The 20,937-nt window shown below is 71.7% G+C and carries 11 protein-coding genes; 8 read left to right on the forward strand and 3 right to left on the reverse strand.

From position 1 onward, the window contains the following. Nucleotides 1–143: 143 nt before the first annotated feature. Both ACFXPL_RS01940 and glgP read right to left on the reverse strand, forming a co-directional pair. Nucleotides 144–1,373, reverse strand: a complete 1,230-nt coding sequence (locus tag ACFXPL_RS01940; RefSeq protein WP_384910883.1) for an alginate lyase family protein — start codon at nt 1,371–1,373, stop codon at nt 144–146. Nucleotides 1,374–1,708: 335 nt separating this feature from the next. Further along, nucleotides 1,709–4,396 (reverse strand): alpha-glucan family phosphorylase, encoded by a 2,688-nt coding sequence (gene glgP / locus ACFXPL_RS01945; RefSeq protein WP_384910886.1) that lies wholly within the window; start codon nt 4,394–4,396, stop codon nt 1,709–1,711. Nucleotides 4,397–5,004: 608 nt separating this feature from the next. Between glgP and ACFXPL_RS01950 the strand changes: the two genes are divergently transcribed. The 6 genes from ACFXPL_RS01950 (at nt 5,005) to ACFXPL_RS01975 (ending at nt 16,505) form a co-directional block, all read left to right on the forward strand. Then, nucleotides 5,005–7,011, forward strand: coding sequence for an alpha-1,4-glucan--maltose-1-phosphate maltosyltransferase (locus tag ACFXPL_RS01950; protein WP_384911244.1), 2,007 nt, complete (start codon nt 5,005–5,007; stop codon nt 7,009–7,011). Continuing rightward, nucleotides 7,008–8,744, forward strand: a complete 1,737-nt coding sequence (gene treS / locus ACFXPL_RS01955; RefSeq protein ID WP_384910889.1) for a maltose alpha-D-glucosyltransferase — start codon at nt 7,008–7,010, stop codon at nt 8,742–8,744. Before ACFXPL_RS01950 ends, treS begins: the two co-directional genes overlap by 4 nt. 392 nt (nt 8,745–9,136) lie before the next feature. Further along, complete coding sequence (locus ACFXPL_RS01960) at nt 9,137–10,576, forward strand: phosphotransferase (protein ID WP_384911247.1); 1,440 nt, start codon at nt 9,137–9,139, stop codon at nt 10,574–10,576. A 393-nt stretch (nt 10,577–10,969) separates the two neighbouring features. Next, complete coding sequence (gene glgB / locus ACFXPL_RS01965; RefSeq protein ID WP_384911250.1) at nt 10,970–13,144, forward strand: 1,4-alpha-glucan branching enzyme; 2,175 nt, start codon at nt 10,970–10,972, stop codon at nt 13,142–13,144. A gap of 447 nt (nt 13,145–13,591) precedes the next feature. After that, complete coding sequence (locus ACFXPL_RS01970; protein WP_384910891.1) at nt 13,592–14,422, forward strand: Tat pathway signal sequence domain protein; 831 nt, start codon at nt 13,592–13,594, stop codon at nt 14,420–14,422. A 178-nt stretch (nt 14,423–14,600) separates the two neighbouring features. Further along, on the forward strand, nt 14,601–16,505 hold the full coding sequence (locus ACFXPL_RS01975) for a glycoside hydrolase family 97 catalytic domain-containing protein (protein ID WP_384910894.1): 1,905 nt from the start codon (nt 14,601–14,603) through the stop codon (nt 16,503–16,505). 111 nt (nt 16,506–16,616) lie between these two features. On the opposite strand, the gene ACFXPL_RS01980 is transcribed toward ACFXPL_RS01975, so the two are convergent. After that, nucleotides 16,617–19,031: a HelD family protein gene (locus ACFXPL_RS01980; protein ID WP_384910898.1), complete on the reverse strand. Its 2,415-nt coding sequence runs from the start codon at nt 19,029–19,031 to the stop codon at nt 16,617–16,619. A 293-nt stretch (nt 19,032–19,324) separates the two neighbouring features. On the opposite strand from ACFXPL_RS01980, the gene ACFXPL_RS01985 reads away from it, so the two are divergent. Both ACFXPL_RS01985 and ACFXPL_RS01990 read left to right on the forward strand, forming a co-directional pair. Then, the gene (locus tag ACFXPL_RS01985) at nt 19,325–20,050 is read left to right on the forward strand and encodes a response regulator transcription factor (RefSeq protein WP_384910901.1); all 726 of its coding nucleotides are present in this window, start codon (nt 19,325–19,327) and stop codon (nt 20,048–20,050) included. Nucleotides 20,051–20,240: 190 nt separating this feature from the next. Beyond that, nucleotides 20,241–20,756 (forward strand): hypothetical protein, encoded by a 516-nt coding sequence (locus tag ACFXPL_RS01990; RefSeq protein WP_384910904.1) that lies wholly within the window; start codon nt 20,241–20,243, stop codon nt 20,754–20,756. The last annotated feature ends 181 nt before the right edge of the window (nt 20,757–20,937 follow it).

Consider the following 20,937-nt stretch of genomic DNA (forward strand, 5'->3'; position numbering starts at 1 on the left):
GCAGGGCGGGGCTCGCGGTGTCTGGCGCGTGCAATCGCAAGGCGGAGGATCGCCCGTGTACTGGACGTACTCGGGCGACTCCGACAACGCAGCGAGTGTGCGTGCCAGGCGTCGCGAGCCAGGCGGGATTTGTCAGACAGGGCCTAGTTCGGATTGCTCGCGTTCGTGAGCGTCTCCCAGGCCACGAAGAGGTTGTTGGTGCCCGCCGGGCGCTGCTGTTCCGTCAGGCGCTGCGTGTTGGTCATCGCGTAACCCAGCCGGGTGTTCAGCGCGTTGAAGCCGACCTCGGTGACCGGGCCGAGCCCCCGGTTCACACTGCCGCCGCAGAGCGAGGACGGTACGGGCTCGGCCTGGAGCTCGTACTTCGACTGGAAGCCCAGCGCCTGTCGCAGCCGCTCGCCGACCTGTGGGAACAGGTCCTGGCCCTGGAGGCGCGCGGTCTCGTAGACGTGGGCGACGGACGAGATGCCATAGCCGGTGTGGACGAAGTCGCGGCAGGTCTCCTGAGTGAGGCCGGTGACGAACGTGGACTGGCCCTGCCAGTAACTGACGATCTTCGCACGGGTGTTGAGGTTCTGGCTCGGCACGGTCCTGGGCAGGTCGCCGTCCGAGGACAGGTAGATGTACGCGGGCACGCGGACCAGGTAGGTGTTGATCGCCTTGTCGTAACTCGCCTTGTCGTCGAGGAAGACGGAGAGGGAGACCGCCGCCTCCATCATCGTCAGCTCCCAGTTCCCGTTGGAGTGGGAGCCGTTGATGATCTCGGGCAGGTAGACGGTGCGGAGCATCGTCGCGAACCGCCCGGAGTTCGGCCAGTTGCCGTACACGTGCTTGATGATCTCGGCGGCCTTGGGCCACGACGAGCCGGCCCATCCCGTCTGGAGCGGGGCGTTGCTGTTGGTGTGGTCCTGGAGCGTGGCGGACCAGGCGTCCATGAGCTGGATCGCCTTCTGCGCGTAGCGGTCGTCACGGGTGATGTACCAGGCGAGGGCGTCGGTGTAGGCGGCGATCGCGTCCTCGCGCTCGTCCGTGCAGCCGTTGTTGGGGTTGGAGTACGGGCCGCACTCGACGACCGCGCGGGGCTTGGCGGTGCGGGAGAGGGAGGCGTACCTGCTCGCCGCCATCGTGTCGTACGCGCTCTTCCAGGGCTGCGCCCCGGCCTGCACCTTCCCGCGTACGAAGTCGAGTTGGGCGGTGCCGAGGTTCACGCCGGGGTGGGTGAAGTCCGCGGGCGCGGCGGCGACGGGGGCGGTGTGCGGCACGGTGGCGTCGGGGGCCTGCTCCGCGGAGGCCGGTGCCGCGAGGGCCGCGGCGGTGAGCGCGGCGAGTGCGGCGGAGAGTCCGAGGACGCGGGCGATGGATCCGGGGCGCATGTGGGGGTGCCTTCCGGTCGGCGAGGAATGCTTCTGCGCTCCCCCGTTCCGATCACCCACATGAACGTGGGGTGGGTCTGTGAACCGGGGGCTGACCGTGGAACCTAGAACCACCACATGGACACGTCAAGATCTGGACCAATCCCCGCACGGACCGATCTCCGCACGGACCAATCCCCGCACGGACCGATCCCCGTACGGACCAATCCCCGTCCGGACCGATCCCCGTAGGACCAATCCCCGTCCGGACCGATCCCCGTACGGACCAATCCCCCTACGGACCGATCTCCGGCACCGGACGGCGGCGTCGACGGGCCGCCGTCCGGTGACGGCGCTCAGCGCATCAGGACGCCCGCACCCTCCCCGGTCGCCTCCGTCGGCAGCGCCACCAGCCCCAGGTCGGCACTGGTGGCGAGCAGCGGGTGGGCGGGCAGGACGCGGACGGTGTAGCCGTAGGGGCCCGTACGGTCCAGGGCGAGCGGGCCCTCGTACACCCAGCGGCCCTCCAGGTCGGGGCCGCCCGCCGGTTTGAGCGGGAAGGCCCGCGCGTCCACGAGCGCGTCGTCCGGGCCGACCCGGCCCGCGACGGCCTGCACCTCGACGTCGTCGGGCCGGAGTTCGCCGAGGCCGACGCACACCCGCAGGGTGAGCGTGGAGCCCAGCTCCGTGCTGCCACCGGCGCCGGTGGCCGCCACCGCCTCCACGTGGTCGACGGAGACGTACGGCCAGAGCGTGCGCGTCCGGTACTTCCAGGCGGCCAGCTCCGCCGCCCGGCCGGGGTCGAGCGAGCGGTGCGCACGGGCGGCCGGGGCATAGAGCCGCTCCACGTACTCGCGCACCATCCGCCCCGCGAGCACCTTCGGCCCCAGGGTGACCAGGGTGCGCCGGACCATCTCGATCCAGCGGTCGGGCAGTCCGTCCGTCCCCCGGTCGTAGAAGCGCGGCGCGACGCGGTCCTCGATGAGTTCGTAGAGGGCGTTCGCCTCCAGGTCGTCCCTGCGGTTCTCGTCGGCGGTCCCGGTGTCGGCGGTGGGGATCGCCCAGCCGAAGTCGGGCTCGAACCACTCGTCCCACCAGCCGTCCAGGACCGACAGGTTGAGACAGCCGTTGAGCGCGGCCTTCATCCCGCTGGTGCCGCACGCCTCCAGCGGGCGCAGCGGGTTGTTCAGCCAGACGTCGCAGCCGGGGTAGAGCTTCTGCGCCATGCCCATGCCGTAGTCGGGCAGGAAGACGATGCGGTGGCGTACGCGCGGGTCGTCGGAGAACCGCACCAGCTCCCGCACCAGCCGCTTCCCGCCGTCGTCCGCCGGGTGCGCCTTGCCCGCGACGACGATCTGGATCGGCCGCTCGGGGTGGAGCAGCAGCTCCGTGAGCCGGTCCCGGTCGCGCAGCATCAGGGTGAGGCGCTTGTACGAGGGGACGCGGCGGGCGAAGCCGATGGTCAGGACGTCCGGGTCGAGAACGCCGTCGATCCAGCCCAGTTCGGCGTCCTCGGCGCCGCGCAGCCGCCAGGAGGCGTGCAGCCGCCCGCGCACCTCGGTCACGAGCTGGGCGCGCAGCGCGCGCCGTACGTCCCAGAGCGCGGCGGCGGGGGTCGCGGTGAAGTCGGGAAGGCCGACGGGGTCCGGTCGGCCGCCCGGGTTCCGCCGGGCGCCGAGGCGAGCCATCTCGGGCGCGGTCCAGGTCGGTGCGTGCACCCCGTTGGTCACGGAGCCGATGGGCACCTCCGCCGGGTCGAAGCCCGGCCAGAGCCCGGCGAACATCTTCCGGCTGACGGCGCCGTGCAGGGTGGAGACACCGTTGGCGCGCTGGGCGAGCCGCAGCCCCATGACCGCCATGTTGAACAGGTTGGTCTCGCCGCCGGGGTAGCTCTCCGCGCCGAGGCCGAGGACCCGTTCGACGGGCACGCCGGGCAGTTCGCCGTCGTCGCCGAAGTGCCGGGCGACCAGGTCGCGTTCGAAGCGGTCGATGCCGGCCGGGACGGGGGTGTGCGTGGTGAAGACGGTCCCGGCGCGTACCGCCTCCAGCGCGGCCTCGAACCCCATCGCCGTACCGGACTCCGTACCTCGGAGGGCGTCGGCCGGTGTGCTGACGAGTTCGCGGATGCGCTCCAGGCCGAGGAAGCCCGCGTGCCCCTCGTTGGTGTGGAACACCTCGGGCGCGGGGTGGCCGGTGAGCCGGCAGTACGTACGGAGCGCGCGGACGCCGCCGATGCCGAGCAGCATCTCCTGGAGAAGCCGGTGTTCGCTGCCGCCGCCGTAGAGCCGGTCGGTGACCTCGCGTTCGCCGGGGCCGTTCTCCTCGACGTCCGAGTCGAGCAGCAGCAGCGGTACGCGTCCGACATGGGCCTGCCAGACGCAGGCGCGCAGTGTGCGGTGGCCCGGCAGGGCGAGGCTGACCCGGGCGGCGGTGCCGTCCGGTTCGCGCAGCAGGGTCAGCGGCAGCTCGTTGGGGTCGAGGACCGGGTACTGCTCCTGCTGCCAGCCGTCGCGCGACAGCGACTGGCGGAAGTAGCCGTGCCGGTAGAGCAGGCCGACGCCGATGAGGGGGACGCCGAGGTCGCTGGCGGCCTTGAGATGGTCTCCGGCGAGGATGCCGAGGCCGCCGGAGTACTGGGGCAGGGCGGCCGTGACCCCGAACTCCGGCGAGAAGTAGCCAATGGCGGCGGGCAGCTCCACGCCCCCGCTCACGCCCCCCTCCGCGCCCGCGCCGCCGGTGTCACCGTCGCGCTCCTGGTACCACCGGGCACCGCGCAGATAGGTGTCGAGGTCGGCGGCGGCGGCGCCGAGCCGGTCGAGGAAGGCGCGGTCGGCCGCCAGCTCTCCGAGGCGCGTCGCGGAGACGCCGCCCAGCAGCCGTACCGGGTCGGCTCCCGAGGCGCGCCATCCGGCGGGGTCGACGGCCTCGAAGAGTTCGCGGGTCTCGGTATGCCAGGACCAGCGCAGATTGCGGGCGAGGTCGCTGAGCGGTTGGAGTGGTTCGGGCAGGACGGGGCGGACGGTGAACCGACGGATTGCCTTCACGTGTTCCACCTTCGCAACCGGGGGGGGCGGACAGCCGACAGCAGAAGAGCCGGAGCGGACACACCGTCACGGTGCGCCCGCCTCTTCTCGAAGGTAGCCCTACCCCGACGGGCGGGGCCACGGCGCACTCATGACGGTGAATGCACTCCATTCGCTCCCTCCCCGGTGGTTTCCCCCGTTGTTCCGTCGGTGATATCGGGGACGTGGTGGCGACGTCGCGCGGGGACACCGACGCGGCCCTGGTCGCGACACGCGCCACCGCCCGTATCGGCCGAAACCCACCCCCTCGCTCCACGCATGACCGGACCCGGCCGGAGTAGGAGGAGTTAACACACCGCTGGATTACCGCCCCGAAACCGGTGGGAAGGCTCCAGCGGTACCTACCGCACACGAGCGCGTCTCGTCCCGATTTCCAGCGCTATTCGAGTGAACGCGGACAGGAGCGGCCATGCTCGCAGCCTCGCAGTCGCCCACAGAGCAGCTACAAAGAGCACTAAAACCACAAAAAACGCGTAAACCTTTCCTCTCCACGGCACTGCGCAGCTCCACCCGCTTCACCCGCCCTGCCTGTCAAGCCCGCACAGCCCTCAGGTGATCCCGTGAAACCGCTGATCGGACGCATTCCCGTCCTGGACGTACGCCCTCTCGTCGACTGCGGAAGACGCCCCGCGAAGGCGGTGGTCGGTGAGTCCTTCCAGGTCACCGCGACCGTCTTCCGTGAAGGCCATGACGCCGTCGCCGCCAATGTCGTCCTCGTGGACCCGGGCGGACGCCCCGGCCCGTGGACCCCGATGTGTGAACTCGCCCCCGGCACCGACCGCTGGGGGGCGGAGGTCACCCCCACCGAGGAAGGCCGGTGGACGTATACCGTCGAGGCGTGGAGCGACCCCGTCGCGACCTGGCGCCACGCCGCGGGCATCAAGGTCCCGGCCGGCACCGACGAGAACGACATCGCCCTCGTCCTCGCGGAGGGCGCCGAGGTGTACGAACGCGCCGCCGCCGGTGTGCCCAAGCGCGACGGCCGGGAGGCCGTGCTCGCCGCCGCCGACACCCTGCGGGACACCGCGCTGCCCGCCGCCGCCCGGCTGGCCGCCGCGCTCGCCCCCGAGGCCACCGCCGCCCTCGACCGCCATCCGCTGCGTGAACTGGTCAGTTCCTCGCGTCCGGTCCCGCTGCTCGTCGAGCGCCGGCGTGCGCTGTACGGATCGTGGTACGAACTCTTCCCGCGCTCCGAGGGCGCCGTCGTGAGGAAGGGCGAGCCGCCGGTGAGCGGCACCTTCAGGACGGCGGCCGAACGGCTGCCCGCCGTGGCCGCGATGGGGTTCGACGTCGTCTACCTGCCGCCGATCCACCCCATCGGCACCACGTTCCGCAAGGGCCCCAACAACAGCCTCACACCAGGGCCCGAGGACGTCGGGGTGCCCTGGGCGATCGGCTCGGCCGAGGGCGGCCACGACGAGATCCACCCTGACCTGGGCACGATCGAGGACTTCGACCACTTCGTGGAGACGGCCCGCACCCTGCGGATGGAGATCGCGCTCGACTTCGCGCTCCAGTGCTCGCCGGACCACCCGTGGGTCGAGAGGCACCCGGAGTGGTTCCACCACCGCGCGGACGGCTCCGTCGCGTACGCGGAGAACCCGCCGAAGAAGTACCAGGACATCTATCCGATCGCCTTCGACACCGATCTGCGCGGACTGGTCCGGGAGACCACCCGCGTGCTGCGGCACTGGATGGCGCACGGTGTACGGATCTTCCGCGTCGACAATCCGCACACCAAGCCGGTGCTCTTCTGGGAGAAGGTCATCGCGAACATCAACCGGACGGATCCGGACGTCGTCTTCCTGGCCGAGGCGTTCACCCGGCCCGCCATGATGCGGACGCTCGGCGCGGTCGGCTTCCAGCAGTCGTACACGTACTTCACGTGGCGCAACAGCAAGCAGGAACTGACCGACTACCTGACGGAGCTGTCGGGTGAGTCGGCCTGGTCCATGCGGCCCAACTTCTTCGTCAACACCCCCGACATCCTGCACGCCTTTCTCCAGGACGGCGGCCGGCCCGCCTTCGAGGCGCGGGCGGTGCTCGCGGCGACGATGGCGCCCTCCTGGGGGGTGTACGCGGGATACGAACTCTGCGAGAACACCCCGGCGGCACCAGGCGGCGAGGAGTACCTCGACTCGGAGAAATACCAGCTCAGACCCCGGGACTGGGAGGCGGCCGAACGTGAGGGCCGTACGATCGCGCCCCTGATCACGGCGCTCAACCGGATCAGACGACGCCACCCCGCCCTGCAGCAGCTCCGCGACATCCACTTCCACCACGCGGACAACGACGCGGTCATCGCGTACAGCAAGAGGGCGGGCACGGACATCGTTCTGGTGGTCGTCAACCTCGACCCTCACCACACCCAGGAGGCGACGGTCTCGTTGGACATGGAACGGCTCGGCCCCACATCGATGGAGGGGCACGAGACCGTTCCGGTGCGCGACGAGCTCACCGGCGAGACCTATCACTGGGGCAGCTCCACCTATGTGCGCCTTGAGCCGGGCGTCAGGCCCGCGCACATCGTGGTGCTGCGACCGTCCCCGCCGATCGGAGGGTCACCCACATCATGATCGTCAACGAGCCGGTCCACGACACGTTCGAGGACACCCCGGCCAAGGACCGCGATCCCGACTGGTTCAAGCGCGCCGTCTTCTACGAGGTCCTGGTGCGTTCGTTCCAGGACAGCAACGGCGACGGCATCGGTGACCTCAAGGGCATCACCGCCAAGCTGGACTATCTGCAATGGCTCGGGGTCGACTGCCTCTGGCTGCCGCCGTTCTTCAAGTCGCCGCTGCGCGACGGCGGCTACGACGTCTCCGACTACACGGCGGTGCTCCCCGAGTTCGGCGACCTCGCCGACTTCGTGGAGTTCGTCGACGCCGCGCACCAGCGCGGCATGCGCGTGATCATCGACGTCGTCATGAACCACACGAGCGATCAGCACGACTGGTTCCAGGAGTCCCGCAAGGACCCCGAAGGGCCGTACGGCGACTACTACGTCTGGGCCGACGACGACAAGGCGTTCCAGGACGCGCGGATCATCTTCGTCGACACGGAGACGTCGAACTGGACCTTCGACCCGGTGCGCAAGCAGTACTACTGGCACCGGTTCTTCTCCCACCAGCCCGATCTCAACTACGAGAACCCGAAGGTGCAGGAGGAGATCGTCTCCGCGCTGCGCTTCTGGCTGGACCTGGGCATCGACGGCTTCCGGCTGGACGCCGTGCCGTACCTGTACCAGCAGGAGAACACCAACTGCGAGAACCTGCCGGCCACCCACCAGTTCCTGAAGCGGGTCCGGGCTGAGATCGACGCGAACTACCCCGACACCGTGATCCTCGCCGAGGCCAACCAGTGGCCGGAGGACGTCGTCGACTACTTCGGCGACTACGCGAAGGGGGGCGACGAATGCCACATGGCGTTCCACTTCCCCGTGATGCCGAGGATCTTCATGGCCGTACGGCGCGAGTCGCGCTACCCGGTCTCGGAAATCCTCGCGAAGACCCCGTCGATCCCGACCGGCTGCCAGTGGGGCATCTTCCTGCGCAACCATGACGAGCTGACCCTCGAAATGGTCACGGACGAAGAGCGCGACTACATGTACGCGGAGTACGCCAAGGATCCCCGGATGCGCGCCAACATCGGCATCCGGCGCCGCCTCGCCCCACTGCTCGACAACGACCGCAACCAGATCGAGCTGTTCACGGCGCTGCTGCTGTCGCTGCCCGGCTCCCCGATCCTCTACTACGGGGACGAGATCGGGATGGGCGACAACATCTGGCTGGGCGACCGGGACGCCGTACGGACGCCGATGCAGTGGACGCCCGACCGGAACGCGGGCTTCTCGTCCAGCGACCCCGGGCGGCTCTATCTGCCGACGATCATGGACCCGGTCTACGGCTACCAGGTCACCAACGTGGAGGCGGCGATGGCGTCGCCGTCCTCGCTGCTGCACTGGACGCGGCGGATGATCGAGATCCGGAAGCAGAACCCGGCCTTCGGGCTCGGCTCGTACACGGAGCTGCCGTCGTCCAACCCGGCGGTGCTGGCGTTCCTGCGCGAGGCGCCCTCCCAGGAGGGCGAGGGCGACGACCTGGTGCTGTGCGTGCACAACTTCTCGCGCTTCGCGCAGCCGACGGAGCTGGACCTGCGGACGTTCAGCGGCCGGCATCCGGTGGAGCTGATCGGCGGGGTGCGGTTCCCGGCGATCGGGGAGTGGCCCTACCTGCTGACGCTGGCGGGACACGGCTTCTACTGGTTCAGACTGCGCAAGGACACCGCCGCCACCGCGCCCCCGGCGTGAGCCGCGCGCCTCTCCCGTCAGGGGAGCCCTCGTGACACGGTGTTGACCCGTGTCGCGGTGCGGGGCGGTTTCCACCGCCCCGCACGGGGCACTCTCCTCCACATCCAGTTCGATCGATTCGATCAAATTCGTATTGAGTTCGTACGGAATCGATCCGTACGGATCATCCTCACCCGACACGTCCCGCACAGCCGGACAGCCGTTGCCGCAATCCGGGACACTCTGCGCATCCTGTGGTGTGCCCGGGGAAAGGACGCGATGCCATGTCGAAGGCTGCATCCACCCGGTTTGTTCCGGGTCTCGCCGACAGAAGCCACCCTCCACAGGACCCCGTCGTGCCCCCGGCCCAGGACGCCGGTCCTGACCACGGTGTCCCGCGACTCAGGAGTGCTCTGTCCCCCGCGCAGCCCCCCGCCCCCGCTCTCTCCGACACCGAGGCCCGGACCCTGGTCGGCTCCCTCGCGCCACTGCTCCACGCGTGGCTGCCCCGTCAGCGCTGGTTCGCGGGCAAGGGCAGCCCCGTCACCGGCTTCGTGCCGGTCGCCGTCACGGAACTGCAGGCGCAGAGCGCCGCCGGGCCCGGCCTGCTCCATCTGCTCGTACGGGTGGAACAGCACGGCGCCGCCGACCCGGCCCCCGCCAACGGCCGCTACCAGGACTGCTACCAGCTCCTCCTCGGCGTACGCCACACCCTGCCCGCGTCGCTGGCCGGCGCGGCGATCGGCCGGGTGGACCAGGGGCCGCTGGCCGGCCGTACCGTCTACGAGGGCCTGCACGACCCGCGCGTCGCCGATCTGCTGCTGGAGCGGCTGCGCGCGACCGATACCCGGGGGCCGCTGCGGTTCTGCCGCGCGGCGACCGTGCCGGCCGGACTCACCGGCCGCCTGCTCGATGCCGAGCAGTCGAACTCGTCCCTGGTGTACGGGGCCGGGGCCGGCGGCTCGGACGCGTACATCCTGAAGATCCTGCGCCGGGTCTACCCCGGCGCCCACCCTGATCTGGAACTGCCGCTCGCCCTGGCCGCCGAGGGGTGCGAGCGCGTCCCCGCGCCGGTCGGCTGGATCGAGGCGGCCGACCCGTCCGGCGGCGGACTGCCGGGCAGCGGGGAGGCCCTGACCCTCGGTGTGCTCCAGCCCTATCTGCGCGACTCCCGGGACGGCTGGCGCCTGGCACTGGCCGCGCTCACCGGCGACCGGGAGTTCCTTTCGGAGGCGCGGGCGCTGGGCCGGGCCACCGCCGAGGTGCACACCGCGCTCGCCGCCGCCCTGCCGACCGTGACACTGGGCCGTCGGCAGACCGCGCACCTCGCCGAGGGGATGACCGAACGCCTGGAGGTGGCGGCGCGCGCGGTACCGGCGCTGCTGCCGTACGTCCCCGGGCTGCGCGCGGCGTTCGACGCGCTCGCCGCACTCGACGAGGCGGGGCGGGGCAGGCCCGCGCAGCGGGTGCACGGTGATCTCCATCTCGGCCAGACCCTGCGGACACCGGACGGCCGCTGGTCGGTCATCGACTTCGAGGGCGAACCGGCGAGGCCGCTCGCGGAACGACGCCGTCCGCAGCCACCGGTCCGCGATGTCGCGGGCATGCTCAGGTCGTTCGACTACGCGGCACGCTCCCACGAGCCGTGGCGCCCCGACTGGGCGGCGCGCTGCCGTGCCGCGTACTGCGAGGGGTACGCGGAAGCGGGCACCGATCCGCGCGCGGAGCCTGAGCTGCTGCGCGCGTACGAGACGGACAAGGCGGTGTACGAGGTCCTGTACGAGGCGAGGCACCGCCCCGACTGGCTCCCGGTCCCGATGGCGGCGATCCGCCGGCTGGCCGCGGGCGCCTGACCGGCGCCGCCGCCGGCTCCCCCTTTCCTCCTTCCCCCCTCTCCCCCTCTCCCTCCTTTCCTCCCCCTCCCTCCTTTCCTCCCCCTCCCCTGCTCTACGACGAAGCCCCTTCACAGCCCCTTAGAGGAGGCAGCCCCCGTGACCGCCCGCACGCCGTCCGACCGTTCGTCCGACCGGGCTCCCAAGCCCAAGCCCAAGCCCAAGGCCACGTCGAAGTCCACGGCGAAGACGAAGCCCAAGGCGAAGCCGAAGACCGCGCCGAAGACCGCGCAGCCCGCCGCCACGCTCCCGATCCCCGCCCCCGCGACGGCACCCGTCACCGCCGGGGACCCTGCCGCGCCGGCGTCCCGGGGGCGCGTCGCGCCGCCGCTGGACGCGGGCGACCGGGACCGGCTGCTCAGCGGGACCCACCACGATCCGCACGGGCTGCTGGGGGCGCACCCCGTGCCGGACGGTGTGGCCATCCGGGTGCTGCGGCCGTACGCGCGGGCCGTCACCGTACGCGCCGAGAACCTGCGGGCGGAGCTGACCGACGACGGCGACGGCTTCTTCTCCGGTGTCCTGCCGCTGCGCACGGTGCCCGCGTACACCCTGCTCGTCCGCTACAGCGACGCCGGTGACCCCGCCGCCGAGCCGGACGAGCTGGAGGTGGGGGACCCGTACCGGTTCCTGCCCTCGCTCGGGGAGCTCGATCTGCATCTGATCGGCGAGGGCCGCCACGAGGAGCTGTGGAAGGCGCTCGGCGCCCGGCCGATGACCCACGAGGGGGTGACCGGGACCCGGTTCACGCTCTGGGCGCCGAACGCGCGCGGGGTGCGGATCGCCGGTGACTTCAACTACTGGGACGGTACGAGTCTGCCGATGCGGTCGCTCGGCTCCTCGGGGGTGTGGGAGCTGTTCGTGCCGGGGATCGGGGAGGGCGCGCTCTACAAGTTCGACATCGCCCGCCCCGACGGCTCGCACACCCTGCGCGCCGACCCCATGGCCCGGCGTACGGAGGTGCCGCCCGCGACGGCCTCGATCGTCACCGAGTCCCACCATGTGTGGCGCGACGAGACGTGGCTGGCGCGCCGCGGGGAACGCCCGGTGCACGAGGCGCCGTTCTCCGTCTACGAGGTTCATCTCGCCTCCTGGCGCCCCGGCCTGACGTACCGCCAACTGGCCGCGCAACTCCCCGCGTACGTGAAGGATCTGGGCTTCACGCATGTCGAGCTGATGCCGGTCGCCGAGCATCCGTTCGGCGGTTCGTGGGGGTATCAGGTCACCGGGTTCTACGCGCCGACGTCCCGCATGGGGACGCCCGACGACTTCCGGTTCCTGGTGGACGCCCTGCACCGGGCGGACATCGGGGTGCTCGTCGACTGGGTGCCCGCGCACTTCCCGAAGGACGACTGGGCGCTGGCCCGCTTCGACGGCCGGCCCTTGTACGAGCACGCGGACCCGCAGCGGGCCGAGCACCCTGACTGGGGAACCCTGGAGTTCGACTACGGGCGTACGGAGGTCCGGAACTTCCTGGTCGCCAACGCGGTGTACTGGTGCGAGGAGTTCCACATCGACGGGCTGCGGGTGGACGCGGTCGCCTCGATGCTCTACCTCGACTACTCGCGCGAGCCGGGCCAGTGGTCACCGAACGAGCACGGCGGGCGGGAGAACCTGGACGCGGTGGCGTTCCTCCAGGAGATGAACGCGACGGTCTACCGCCGCTGTCCCGGCGTCGTGACGATCGCCGAGGAGTCCACGGCCTGGAACGGCGTCACCCGCGCCACCCACCAGGTGGGCCCCGACGGACTCGGCGGGCTGGGCTTCGGGCTGAAGTGGAACATGGGGTGGATGCACGACTCGCTGGACTACGTCTCCAAGGAACCGGTCCACCGCAAGTACCACCACGGGGAGATGACCTTCTCCATGGTGTACGCGTACAGCGAGAACTACGTCCTGCCGATCTCGCACGACGAGGTCGTGCACGGCAAGGGCGCGCTGGTCGCCAAGATGCCCGGCGACTGGTGGCAGCAGCGGGCGAACGAGCGCGCGTACCTCGGCTTCATGTGGGCCCACCCGGGCAAGCAACTCCTCTTCATGGGGCAGGAGTTCGCCCAGGGCGCGGAGTGGCAGGAGGGCCACGGCCCGGACTGGTGGCTGCTGGACCCGTCGTACGGGGCCGAGGCCGACCACCGGGGCGTGCGCGACCTGGTCCGCGACCTCAACAGGGTGTACGGCGCGACGCCCGCGCTCTGGCAGCGGGACACCGTACCCGAGGGCTTCGCCTGGGTGGACGGCGACGCGGGCGAGGACAACGTCTTCGCCTTCCTGCGCTTCGACGCCGAGGGCGCGCCGCTGCTGGCGGTCTCACACTTCTCGCCGGTGGTCCGCCATCAGTACCGGCTGGGCGTCCCCGAGGAGTTCACGGCCTGGACCGAGGTACTGAACACGGACGCGGCCCGGTACGGCGGCGGTGACATCCTCAACCCGGAGCCGCTGAAGCCGGAGTCGGTGGCCGCGCACCACAGGCCGGTGTCCGTCCAGCTCACCCTGCCGCCGCTCGCCACGGTCTGGCTGCGGCCGGTCTGACGTGCGGAACTGACCTGCTGAACTGACGTACCATCAGGAGGACGTGGCCCCGCCGGATCCGCTCGCCGGCGGGGCCATGGCGCGCTCACGGCCGGGTTCCGGGCCACGCCCACGGCCTCCTCCGCGCCCGGATGCTCCGGACCGCCCGGATGATCTCCGCCGCGAAAATCTTGCCGGAGACCTCTTCCCTGCTTCGCGGGCCCGTGGCACTCTCCCCCAGGGATGCACACCTGAACGCCATTCATATACATGACATGGCCCGCACAGCGCACCGTGGGGACCTCCGAGGCCACCCCGTCCGGCCGGATCGACCCGCCCGGCTTTCGGGGCCCGTGCACGCCCGCCTCGACGCCCACGGGCCCACGGCGTCACCCCGCGCGACCTCCACACCGTCCGGCGGCGCCTCGGCCGCGGCCGGCCGACGACAACAGGACAAGGTGAATCGCGATGACCGACTTCCCCCGCCCCGTTCCTGGCACCGGCTCCTTACCGTGGCCGAACCGGCGCACCCTGCTGGGCGCGGCGCTCGGCGGCGCCGTCGCCACGGGGCTGCCGCAGCTCGCGGGCCCGGCCGCGGCCGCCTCCTGGCAGCAGCGCTGGGCGCCCTCGGCGCGTAACGACGGGCTGGCCGCCTTCGAGACGATCGAGGACGACCGGGCGGACTCCCACACCTCCGCATCTCCGCACATCTTCACCGAGGGCGACAACTACCGCTTCGCCATGCACCTGGCCGACCGGGACACCTCCACCGACCGGCAGCGCCACGAGGTCACCGGTATGCGCGCCCCGGCCGGCGGCTCGTACCTCAGGTGGCAGCAGGGCGAGAGCTGGCGGGTGACGTACTCGATGTACATCCCGAGCACGCTGCGGGCGACCACCAGCTTCACCCACATCATGCAGATGAAGCAGCCCGGCACCGGGACCTCCCCGATCATCGTGCAGTCGCTGCGCCGGGTCGACGGCGCACAGACCATCGAGCTGAAGATCTTCGAGCAGGACATCCTCGTCGGCCGCACCGCCCTGTCGCCCCTGCACAACGCGTGGGTCGACGTGGACTTCCAGCTCAAGATCGGCAACGGTACGAGCGGGACCGTACGGTGGATCCTCCGCAAGAACGGCAGCACGCTGATCGACGCGCGGAAGACCGGCGTCGACACCTTCCTCGCCGACCGGGTCCGGCCGAAGTGGGGCATCTACCGCTCGCTCGGGGACACGTCGGACTCGCTGCGGGACTGCCACCTGCTGCTGACGAACATGCGCGGCTACCAGCTCGTCTGAGTACGGAGACGGCCGCCCCGGGGGCCGGGGCGGCCGTCGTTGTCATCGGGCCACATGCAGATTGATCCGATGCTTTGACTGGACAGCAGCGCAGGAAAGCGTCAATCTGGCGTCAACATCCCTGATATATCCGATGACTTGGCGCACGACATGGCGAGCCGACTTCACAGGAGGCACGATGCGCTTCGTACGATCCACTGTCACGAGAGCCTTGACGGGGGCGGCCTGTGTGGCCGCGTTACTCGTCCCGGCGTCCCCCGGGGCCGCCTCGCAGGGGCGCGACGGCGCGGCGGAACAGGCCCGTTCCTGGCGTCTTGAGGCGCCCGGCGGCGGCCGGGACCAGGTCGGGGCGGACCTGGCACTCACCACCTCCGGCGGGCTGACGCTGACGGCACGGCACGGCCGTACGACCGTCCTGCGCCCCTCGGCGCTGGGCATCCGCACGGCGGAGACCGACTTCACGGGCGGTCTGCGCTACGAGGGCCGGCGCGACCGGCGGGTCCACGAGACGTACACGACGACCACCGGCAGCCGTACCCGGCACACCGCGGACGCGGCCGAGTCCGTCTTCACCTTCAGCAAGCGGGGCCGCGAACTCCGGGTCACCCTGCGGATCTCCCCCGACGGGGTGGCCTACCGCTACGCCCTGCCCGGCAGCGGCACGGTCACCGTGCTCGGCGAGGCCTCGGAGTACGCCGTACCCGGCACCGCCGACGCGTATCTGCTGCCGTACGACAACGGGCGCCAGGACTACGAGTCGGTCCACCGGCACACCACGGTCGCGGCGGCGAAGACCGGCGACTACGGTTACCCGTCGCTGTTCCGGGTGGAGAGCAGCTGGCTGCTGATCGGTGAGGCCGGGCTCGACCGTTCCTACGGCGGATCCCGGCTGACCCTCGGCGCCGGGCAGGACCGCTTCCGGCTCACCCTCCCCGATCCGGCGGAGGTGAGCGAGGCCCCCTTCGCCACCCCGTGGCGCACCATGGTCATCGGTGACCTCGCCACCGTCACCGAGAGCGATCTGACCACGGACCTCGCCGCACCCTCGAAGGTCGCCGACACCTCGTGGATCAAGCCCGGCAGGGCCGCCTGGTCCTGGTGGTCCGACGGCTCCAGCCCGGCCAGCCTCGACAAGCAGAAGAAGTTCGTGGACTTCGCGGCCCGCGAGGGCTGGGAGTACGTGCTGGTCGACTCGGGCTGGAGCAACGACTGGATGCCCGAACTGACCGCCTACGCCGAGGAGAAGGGCGTCGGCATCTGGCTGTGGGCGCGCTGGCAGACCATCGACGCGAAGAGCGAACTCGACCGGCTGCTCCCGCTCTGGAAGTCCTGGGGAGTCGTCGGCCTGAAGATCGACTTCATGGAGTCCGACGGCCAGGACCGCATGCGCTGGTACGACGCGGTCTACCGGGCGACGGCGGAGAACCGGCTGATGCTCAACTTCCACGGCGGGACCGTCCCGCGCGGCCAGCAGCGGACCTGGCCCCAGCTGATGAGCGTCGAGGCCGTCCGGGGCGCCGAGGGCACCCGGCCCAAGCCAGGCCGCCAGCCCTTCCCCGCCGCGCACTACACGACCCTGCCGTTCACCCGGAACCTCATCGGCCCGATGGACTTCACCCCGGTCACCTTCACCGGGGTACGCCCCACCAGTGACGCCGCCGAACTGGCGCTGTCGGTGGTGTACGAGTCCGGGGTGCAGCACCTCGCCGACAGCGTCGAGTCGTACGAGGAGAAGCCCCTCGCCCGGCGCTTCCTGCGCGGCGTCCCCACCGTCTGGGACGACACCCGGCTGGTCGACGGCGCCCCCGGGGACCGGGCCGTACTGGCCCGCGAGTCGGACGGCGAGTGGTTCCTGGGCGCGATCACCTCCGGCACGGCGCGCGCCCTGGACGAGCCGCTGCGCTTCCTGGGCCCGGGGACGTGGCTCGTCGACCTCTACACCGACGCCCCCGGTGGCGGGCTCGCCGTGGAGACCCGCGAGGTGACCGCCGGTTCCCGCCTGACGGTCGGCGTACCCGCGAACGGAGGCTTCGCCGCCCGGATCTGCCCGGCCGCACCGGGGCGCACCGGCTGCGGCTCGTAAGCGGCGCGAAGCCCCCGGCGGCGGGCGGCCCCGGTCGCGGGCGCCCGCCCGCCGGGGGCCGCCGGCGGGGTGGACGTCGGCGGGCGGCCTTCGCGGCGGGGAGGCACCGCCCTACCGTGAGCCCGACGCCGGCCCGTCCGGCTCCTGTGCGGCCGCCGCCGGCCCGTCCAGCTCCTGTGCGGCCGACGCCGTCCTGAGCCGGGAAGGCACCGCCCTGTCCCTGACGATCCCGAGCCGCTGCGTCGACCGCGTCAGCGCCACGTACAGGTCGTTCGTGCCGCGCGGTGAGCCGTCCATGATGGCCTCCGGGTCCACGACGATCACCGTGTCGAACTCCAGCCCCTTCGCCTGACGCGGGTCGAGGAGGACCACCGGCCGGGTCAGGTCGGGGGCGACCCCCCAGGAGGCGTCGGGGAGTTCGGCCGCCAGGGCGGGCAGCAGAGCGGTCGGGGCGATCACCGCGAGCCGGCCCTCACCGGGCTCCGCGCCCGGCCGCTCGGCCGTCAGCCGCGCGGCCGTACGGGCCAGCTCGGCCCGGTCCACGGCGCGGACGACCGGGCCGGTGCCCGTCGACCGTACGGACCTCGGCGGCTCGAAGAGCGGGTCCGTCAGCCGTCGTACCTCGGCCGCGACCTCCATGATCTCGGCCGGCGTACGGTAGTTGACGCCGAGCTTCGTCAGCTCCCAGCGCTGCTGGACGTACGGCTCCAGGATCTGGCCCCAGGAGTCGCAGCCCGCCGCGTCGCCCGTCTGGGCCGGGTCCCCGACCAGGGTCATCGACCGGCTCGGACAGCGGCGCATCAGCAACCGCCAGGCCATCGCGGAGAGTTCCTGCGCCTCGTCCACGACGATGTGGCCGAAGGCCCATGTGCGGTCGGCGGCGGCCCGCTCGGCGGCGCTGCGGGTGTCGGTCTCCTCGTGGCGCTCCGCGAACCGCTCGGCGTCGATGATGTCGTGCGCCGCCAGGACCTCCGAGTCCTCGTCGGACTGGTCCTCGAACTCCTGGGTACGGGAGCCGTACGACAGCTCCAGCACGCCCTGCGCGTAGGCGACGCGCTCCTGGCGCTCCAGCGCCGCGGCGGCGCGGGCCGCCGCGTCGTCCTCGCCGAGGAGTTCCGCCGCCTCGTCGAGCAGCGGCACATCGGCGGGGGTCCAGTCGATCCGGGCGTCGGCGCCGGTCCGGGGGCCGGGGCGGCGTACGGCGGCGGCGTCGCGCGAGTCGAGCCGTACGGGCGCCGCGAGGACGTCCGCGACGAACCGCTGCGGGGTGAGGCCCGGCCAGAGCGTGTCGATCGCGGCCTGGACGTCACGGCTGGTGGCGATCTCCTTGCCGAGCTGGGCGACGTCCGTAGGGTCGAGGAGGTTGTCGCCGCCGAGCGGGTCGGTGCCGATCCGCTCCGCGAGCTGGGCCGTGAGCACGTCGATGATCCGGAAGGCGAAGGTGGGCCGCGCCAGGTTGTGCGGCAGGCCGGTGTCGCGGGCGCGCTGCCTGGCCTCGTACACCGTGGCACGGTCCAGCGGCAGGGTGCCGTACTCCTCGTGCGGGATCTCCATGACGGAGTCCGGCAGGGTCTGCCGGTCCCGCAGCTCCTCGGCCAGGACGCGCGCCATCGCGGCCCGGCCCTTCACCTCGGCGGCCTCCGGGGTGTCCGTACCGGTGGCGTGCACGCCGGGGAACAGCTCGCCGGTCGAGGCCAGCAGCACACCGGTCTCGCCGAGCGAGGGCAGCACCTCGCCGATGTAGCCGAGGAAGGCCGGGTTCGGGCCGACGATCAGGACGGCGCGGCGGGCGAGCTGCTCACGGTAGGCGTAGAGGAGGTACGCGGCACGGTGCAGCGCGACGGCCGTCTTGCCCGTGCCGGGGCCGCCCTCGACCACCAGGACGCCGCGGTGCGGGGCGCGGATGATGCGGTCCTGCTCGGCCTGGATGGTCTGGACGATGTCGCTCATCCGGCCCGTACGCGCGGAGTTGAGCGCGGAGAGGAGGACGGCGTCGCCGTCCGGGTCCTCGTATCCGGTGCGGGTGGTGTCGCTGAGATCCATGATCTCGTCGTGGAGCGCGGTGACCGTGCGCCCCTGGGTGGTGATGTGGCGCCGGCGGCGCAGCCCCATCGGGGTGTGACCGGTGGCGAGGTAGAAGGGGCGTGCCACGGGGGCCCGCCAGTCGATCAGCAGCGGGGTCCGCTCGGCGTCGTCGCGGCGCATGCCGATGCGTCCGATGTGGTGGGTCACGGTGGCCGGGGTCTCCGCGTCCTCGCCCTGGTCCGCGTCCTCGCCCTCGCCCCGGTCCGCGCCCTCGGACGTCCGGTCGTGGAGGTCGATCCGGCCGAAGCACAGCCCGGACTCCACGGCATTGAGGGTGGACATGCGGCCGGCGTACTCCGCGACGCTGACGTCCCGCTCGACCCTGGCCTGCCGTACGGTGCTGACCTGGCCGGCCGACGCGTCCATCGCCGATTCGGCCTGCTCCCTCAGAGCGTCGAGCCGGTCATAGAGGAGGGAGACGAATTGCTGCTCGTTCCGCAATTCCCCGGAAGATGCCTCGGTTGACAATGCAGCCCCTGTCCGATACGCTGATCCTTGATGAATTGATCTCCCGTCTCGGCCAGTTGGAGCGCACGAGACACGGAAACAAGCAATATACCCAGAGTCCCACCCCGGCCGTCAATTCGGTAGCGGGGTATTTTTTATGCCGCATTTCCCGTGCCCACCCGCTCCCCCGCGCACGGACCCCCGGCTCCCCGCGCGCGCCCGGCTTCCCAGCCCACTCCTACGCCGGGCCCAGCCCGCACACAGACTCGCGGACGAGGCTGGCGCGCATGCACACCACCGCCCGGATCCTGGTCGTGGACGACGAGCGCGCGGTGCGCGACGCCCTGAAGCGGACGCTGACGTACGAGGGGTACGCCGTCGGCACCGCGGAGAACGGCCTCGACGCCCTCCGGGCCGCCCAGGACCTGCCGTACGACGTGATCCTCCTCGACGTCGCCATGCCGGGCCTCGACGGGCCGGCCACGGCGCGGCGCATCCGCGCGAGCGGCGACACCGTCCCCATCATGATGATCACCGCGCGGGGCTCCGTCGGTGACCGTATCGTCGGGCTCGACAACGGCGCCGACGACTGTCTGACGAAGCCGTTCGCGCCGGAGGAACTGCTCGCACGGGTCAGGGCGCTGCTGCGCCGGCGCGCGTACGGCGCGGGTGACGGCGGCGGTGCGGCGACGGCCGCCGGGGCCACCGGCCCGGAGCGGCTCCTGTACGAGGACCTCACCCTCGACGCGCGTGCCCGGCACGCCACCCGTGCCGGGTGCCGGCTGGACCTCACCAGGACCGAGTACGCGCTGCTGAAGCTCTTCGTCTCCCACCCGCGCCAGGTGCTCCCCCGGCCGGCGATCCTGCGCGCCGTGTGGGGGCTCGGCTTCGAGCCGGCCTCCAACACGCTCGACGTGTACGTGATGTACCTGCGCCGCAAGACGGAGGCGGGCGGCCTGCCCCGGCTGCTGCACACGGTGCGCGGTGTGGGATACCTGCTGCGGGCGGGGTAGTTGGAGGCCCGCGGCACGCCCTGGGCGGGGCCGCCCGTCCGTCCGTCCGTCCGGCGAGGTCACGGGCGCGGCCCCGCTGGAGCGCCTGACCGGCGGCCGATGCCGGATGCTGTTACATCTCCCGGAGCGGGTGACGGCGCGCGTCTCCCGCCGTTCCGCCCCCGTTCCCACCCCTTCGAGAGGCGGCCCCTTGTCCAGTCCCTCCGTCCCTCGCCCTCCCCGGCGCCGCGCGGAGCCCCTGCAACGGCTGCTGTTCGGCGGGGTGTACGGGACCGTGCTCGCCAGTGTGCTGGTGGCGGCCCTGGATCACGACAGCGGGCGGCCGGATCCCGGGTACGACGCGGTGTGGGTGCTGCTGGCGGCCCTCGCCTCGGCGGCGGCGCACGGTTACGCGCACGCGATCGCGCACCGCACGGCCGGGGAGACCACGGTCACCGCCGGCACCGCGCGGTCGGTGCTGACCGAGTGGCCGCTGGTGGCCGCCGTGGTACCCACGGTGGCGGTGCTGCTCGGCGCGTACGGGGGCTGGTGGAGCGAGGACGCCGCGATCGATGCCGCGCTGTTCGTCAACACCGTCGCACTGTTCGGATGGGGGCTGTGGGCGGCGCGGGTCGCGGGGCGGGGGTGGGTCTCGTCCTGCCGGGCCGGCGGGGTGGACATGCTGCTCGGGTTCTTCATCGTGGGCGCGAACGTGCTGAGCAAATAGCCTCCCGCGCCGCGCGGGCACGGACTTCAGGAGGGATGATCCTGCGCGGGCTCATGGGATTCTCCCTCCGCTCGGTCTGCTCGCTTTTTCTTCGCACGCCGGAGCCGCCGGCTTCGACGGAAGAAATACCGAGCGGGCTTCCCGAGCGGGGAAATCGGCAGATTCCGTGGGTCGGCCACGG

Source organism: Streptomyces sp. NPDC059092, from assembly GCF_042756365.1.
Lineage (GTDB): Bacteria > Actinomycetota > Actinomycetes > Streptomycetales > Streptomycetaceae > Streptomyces.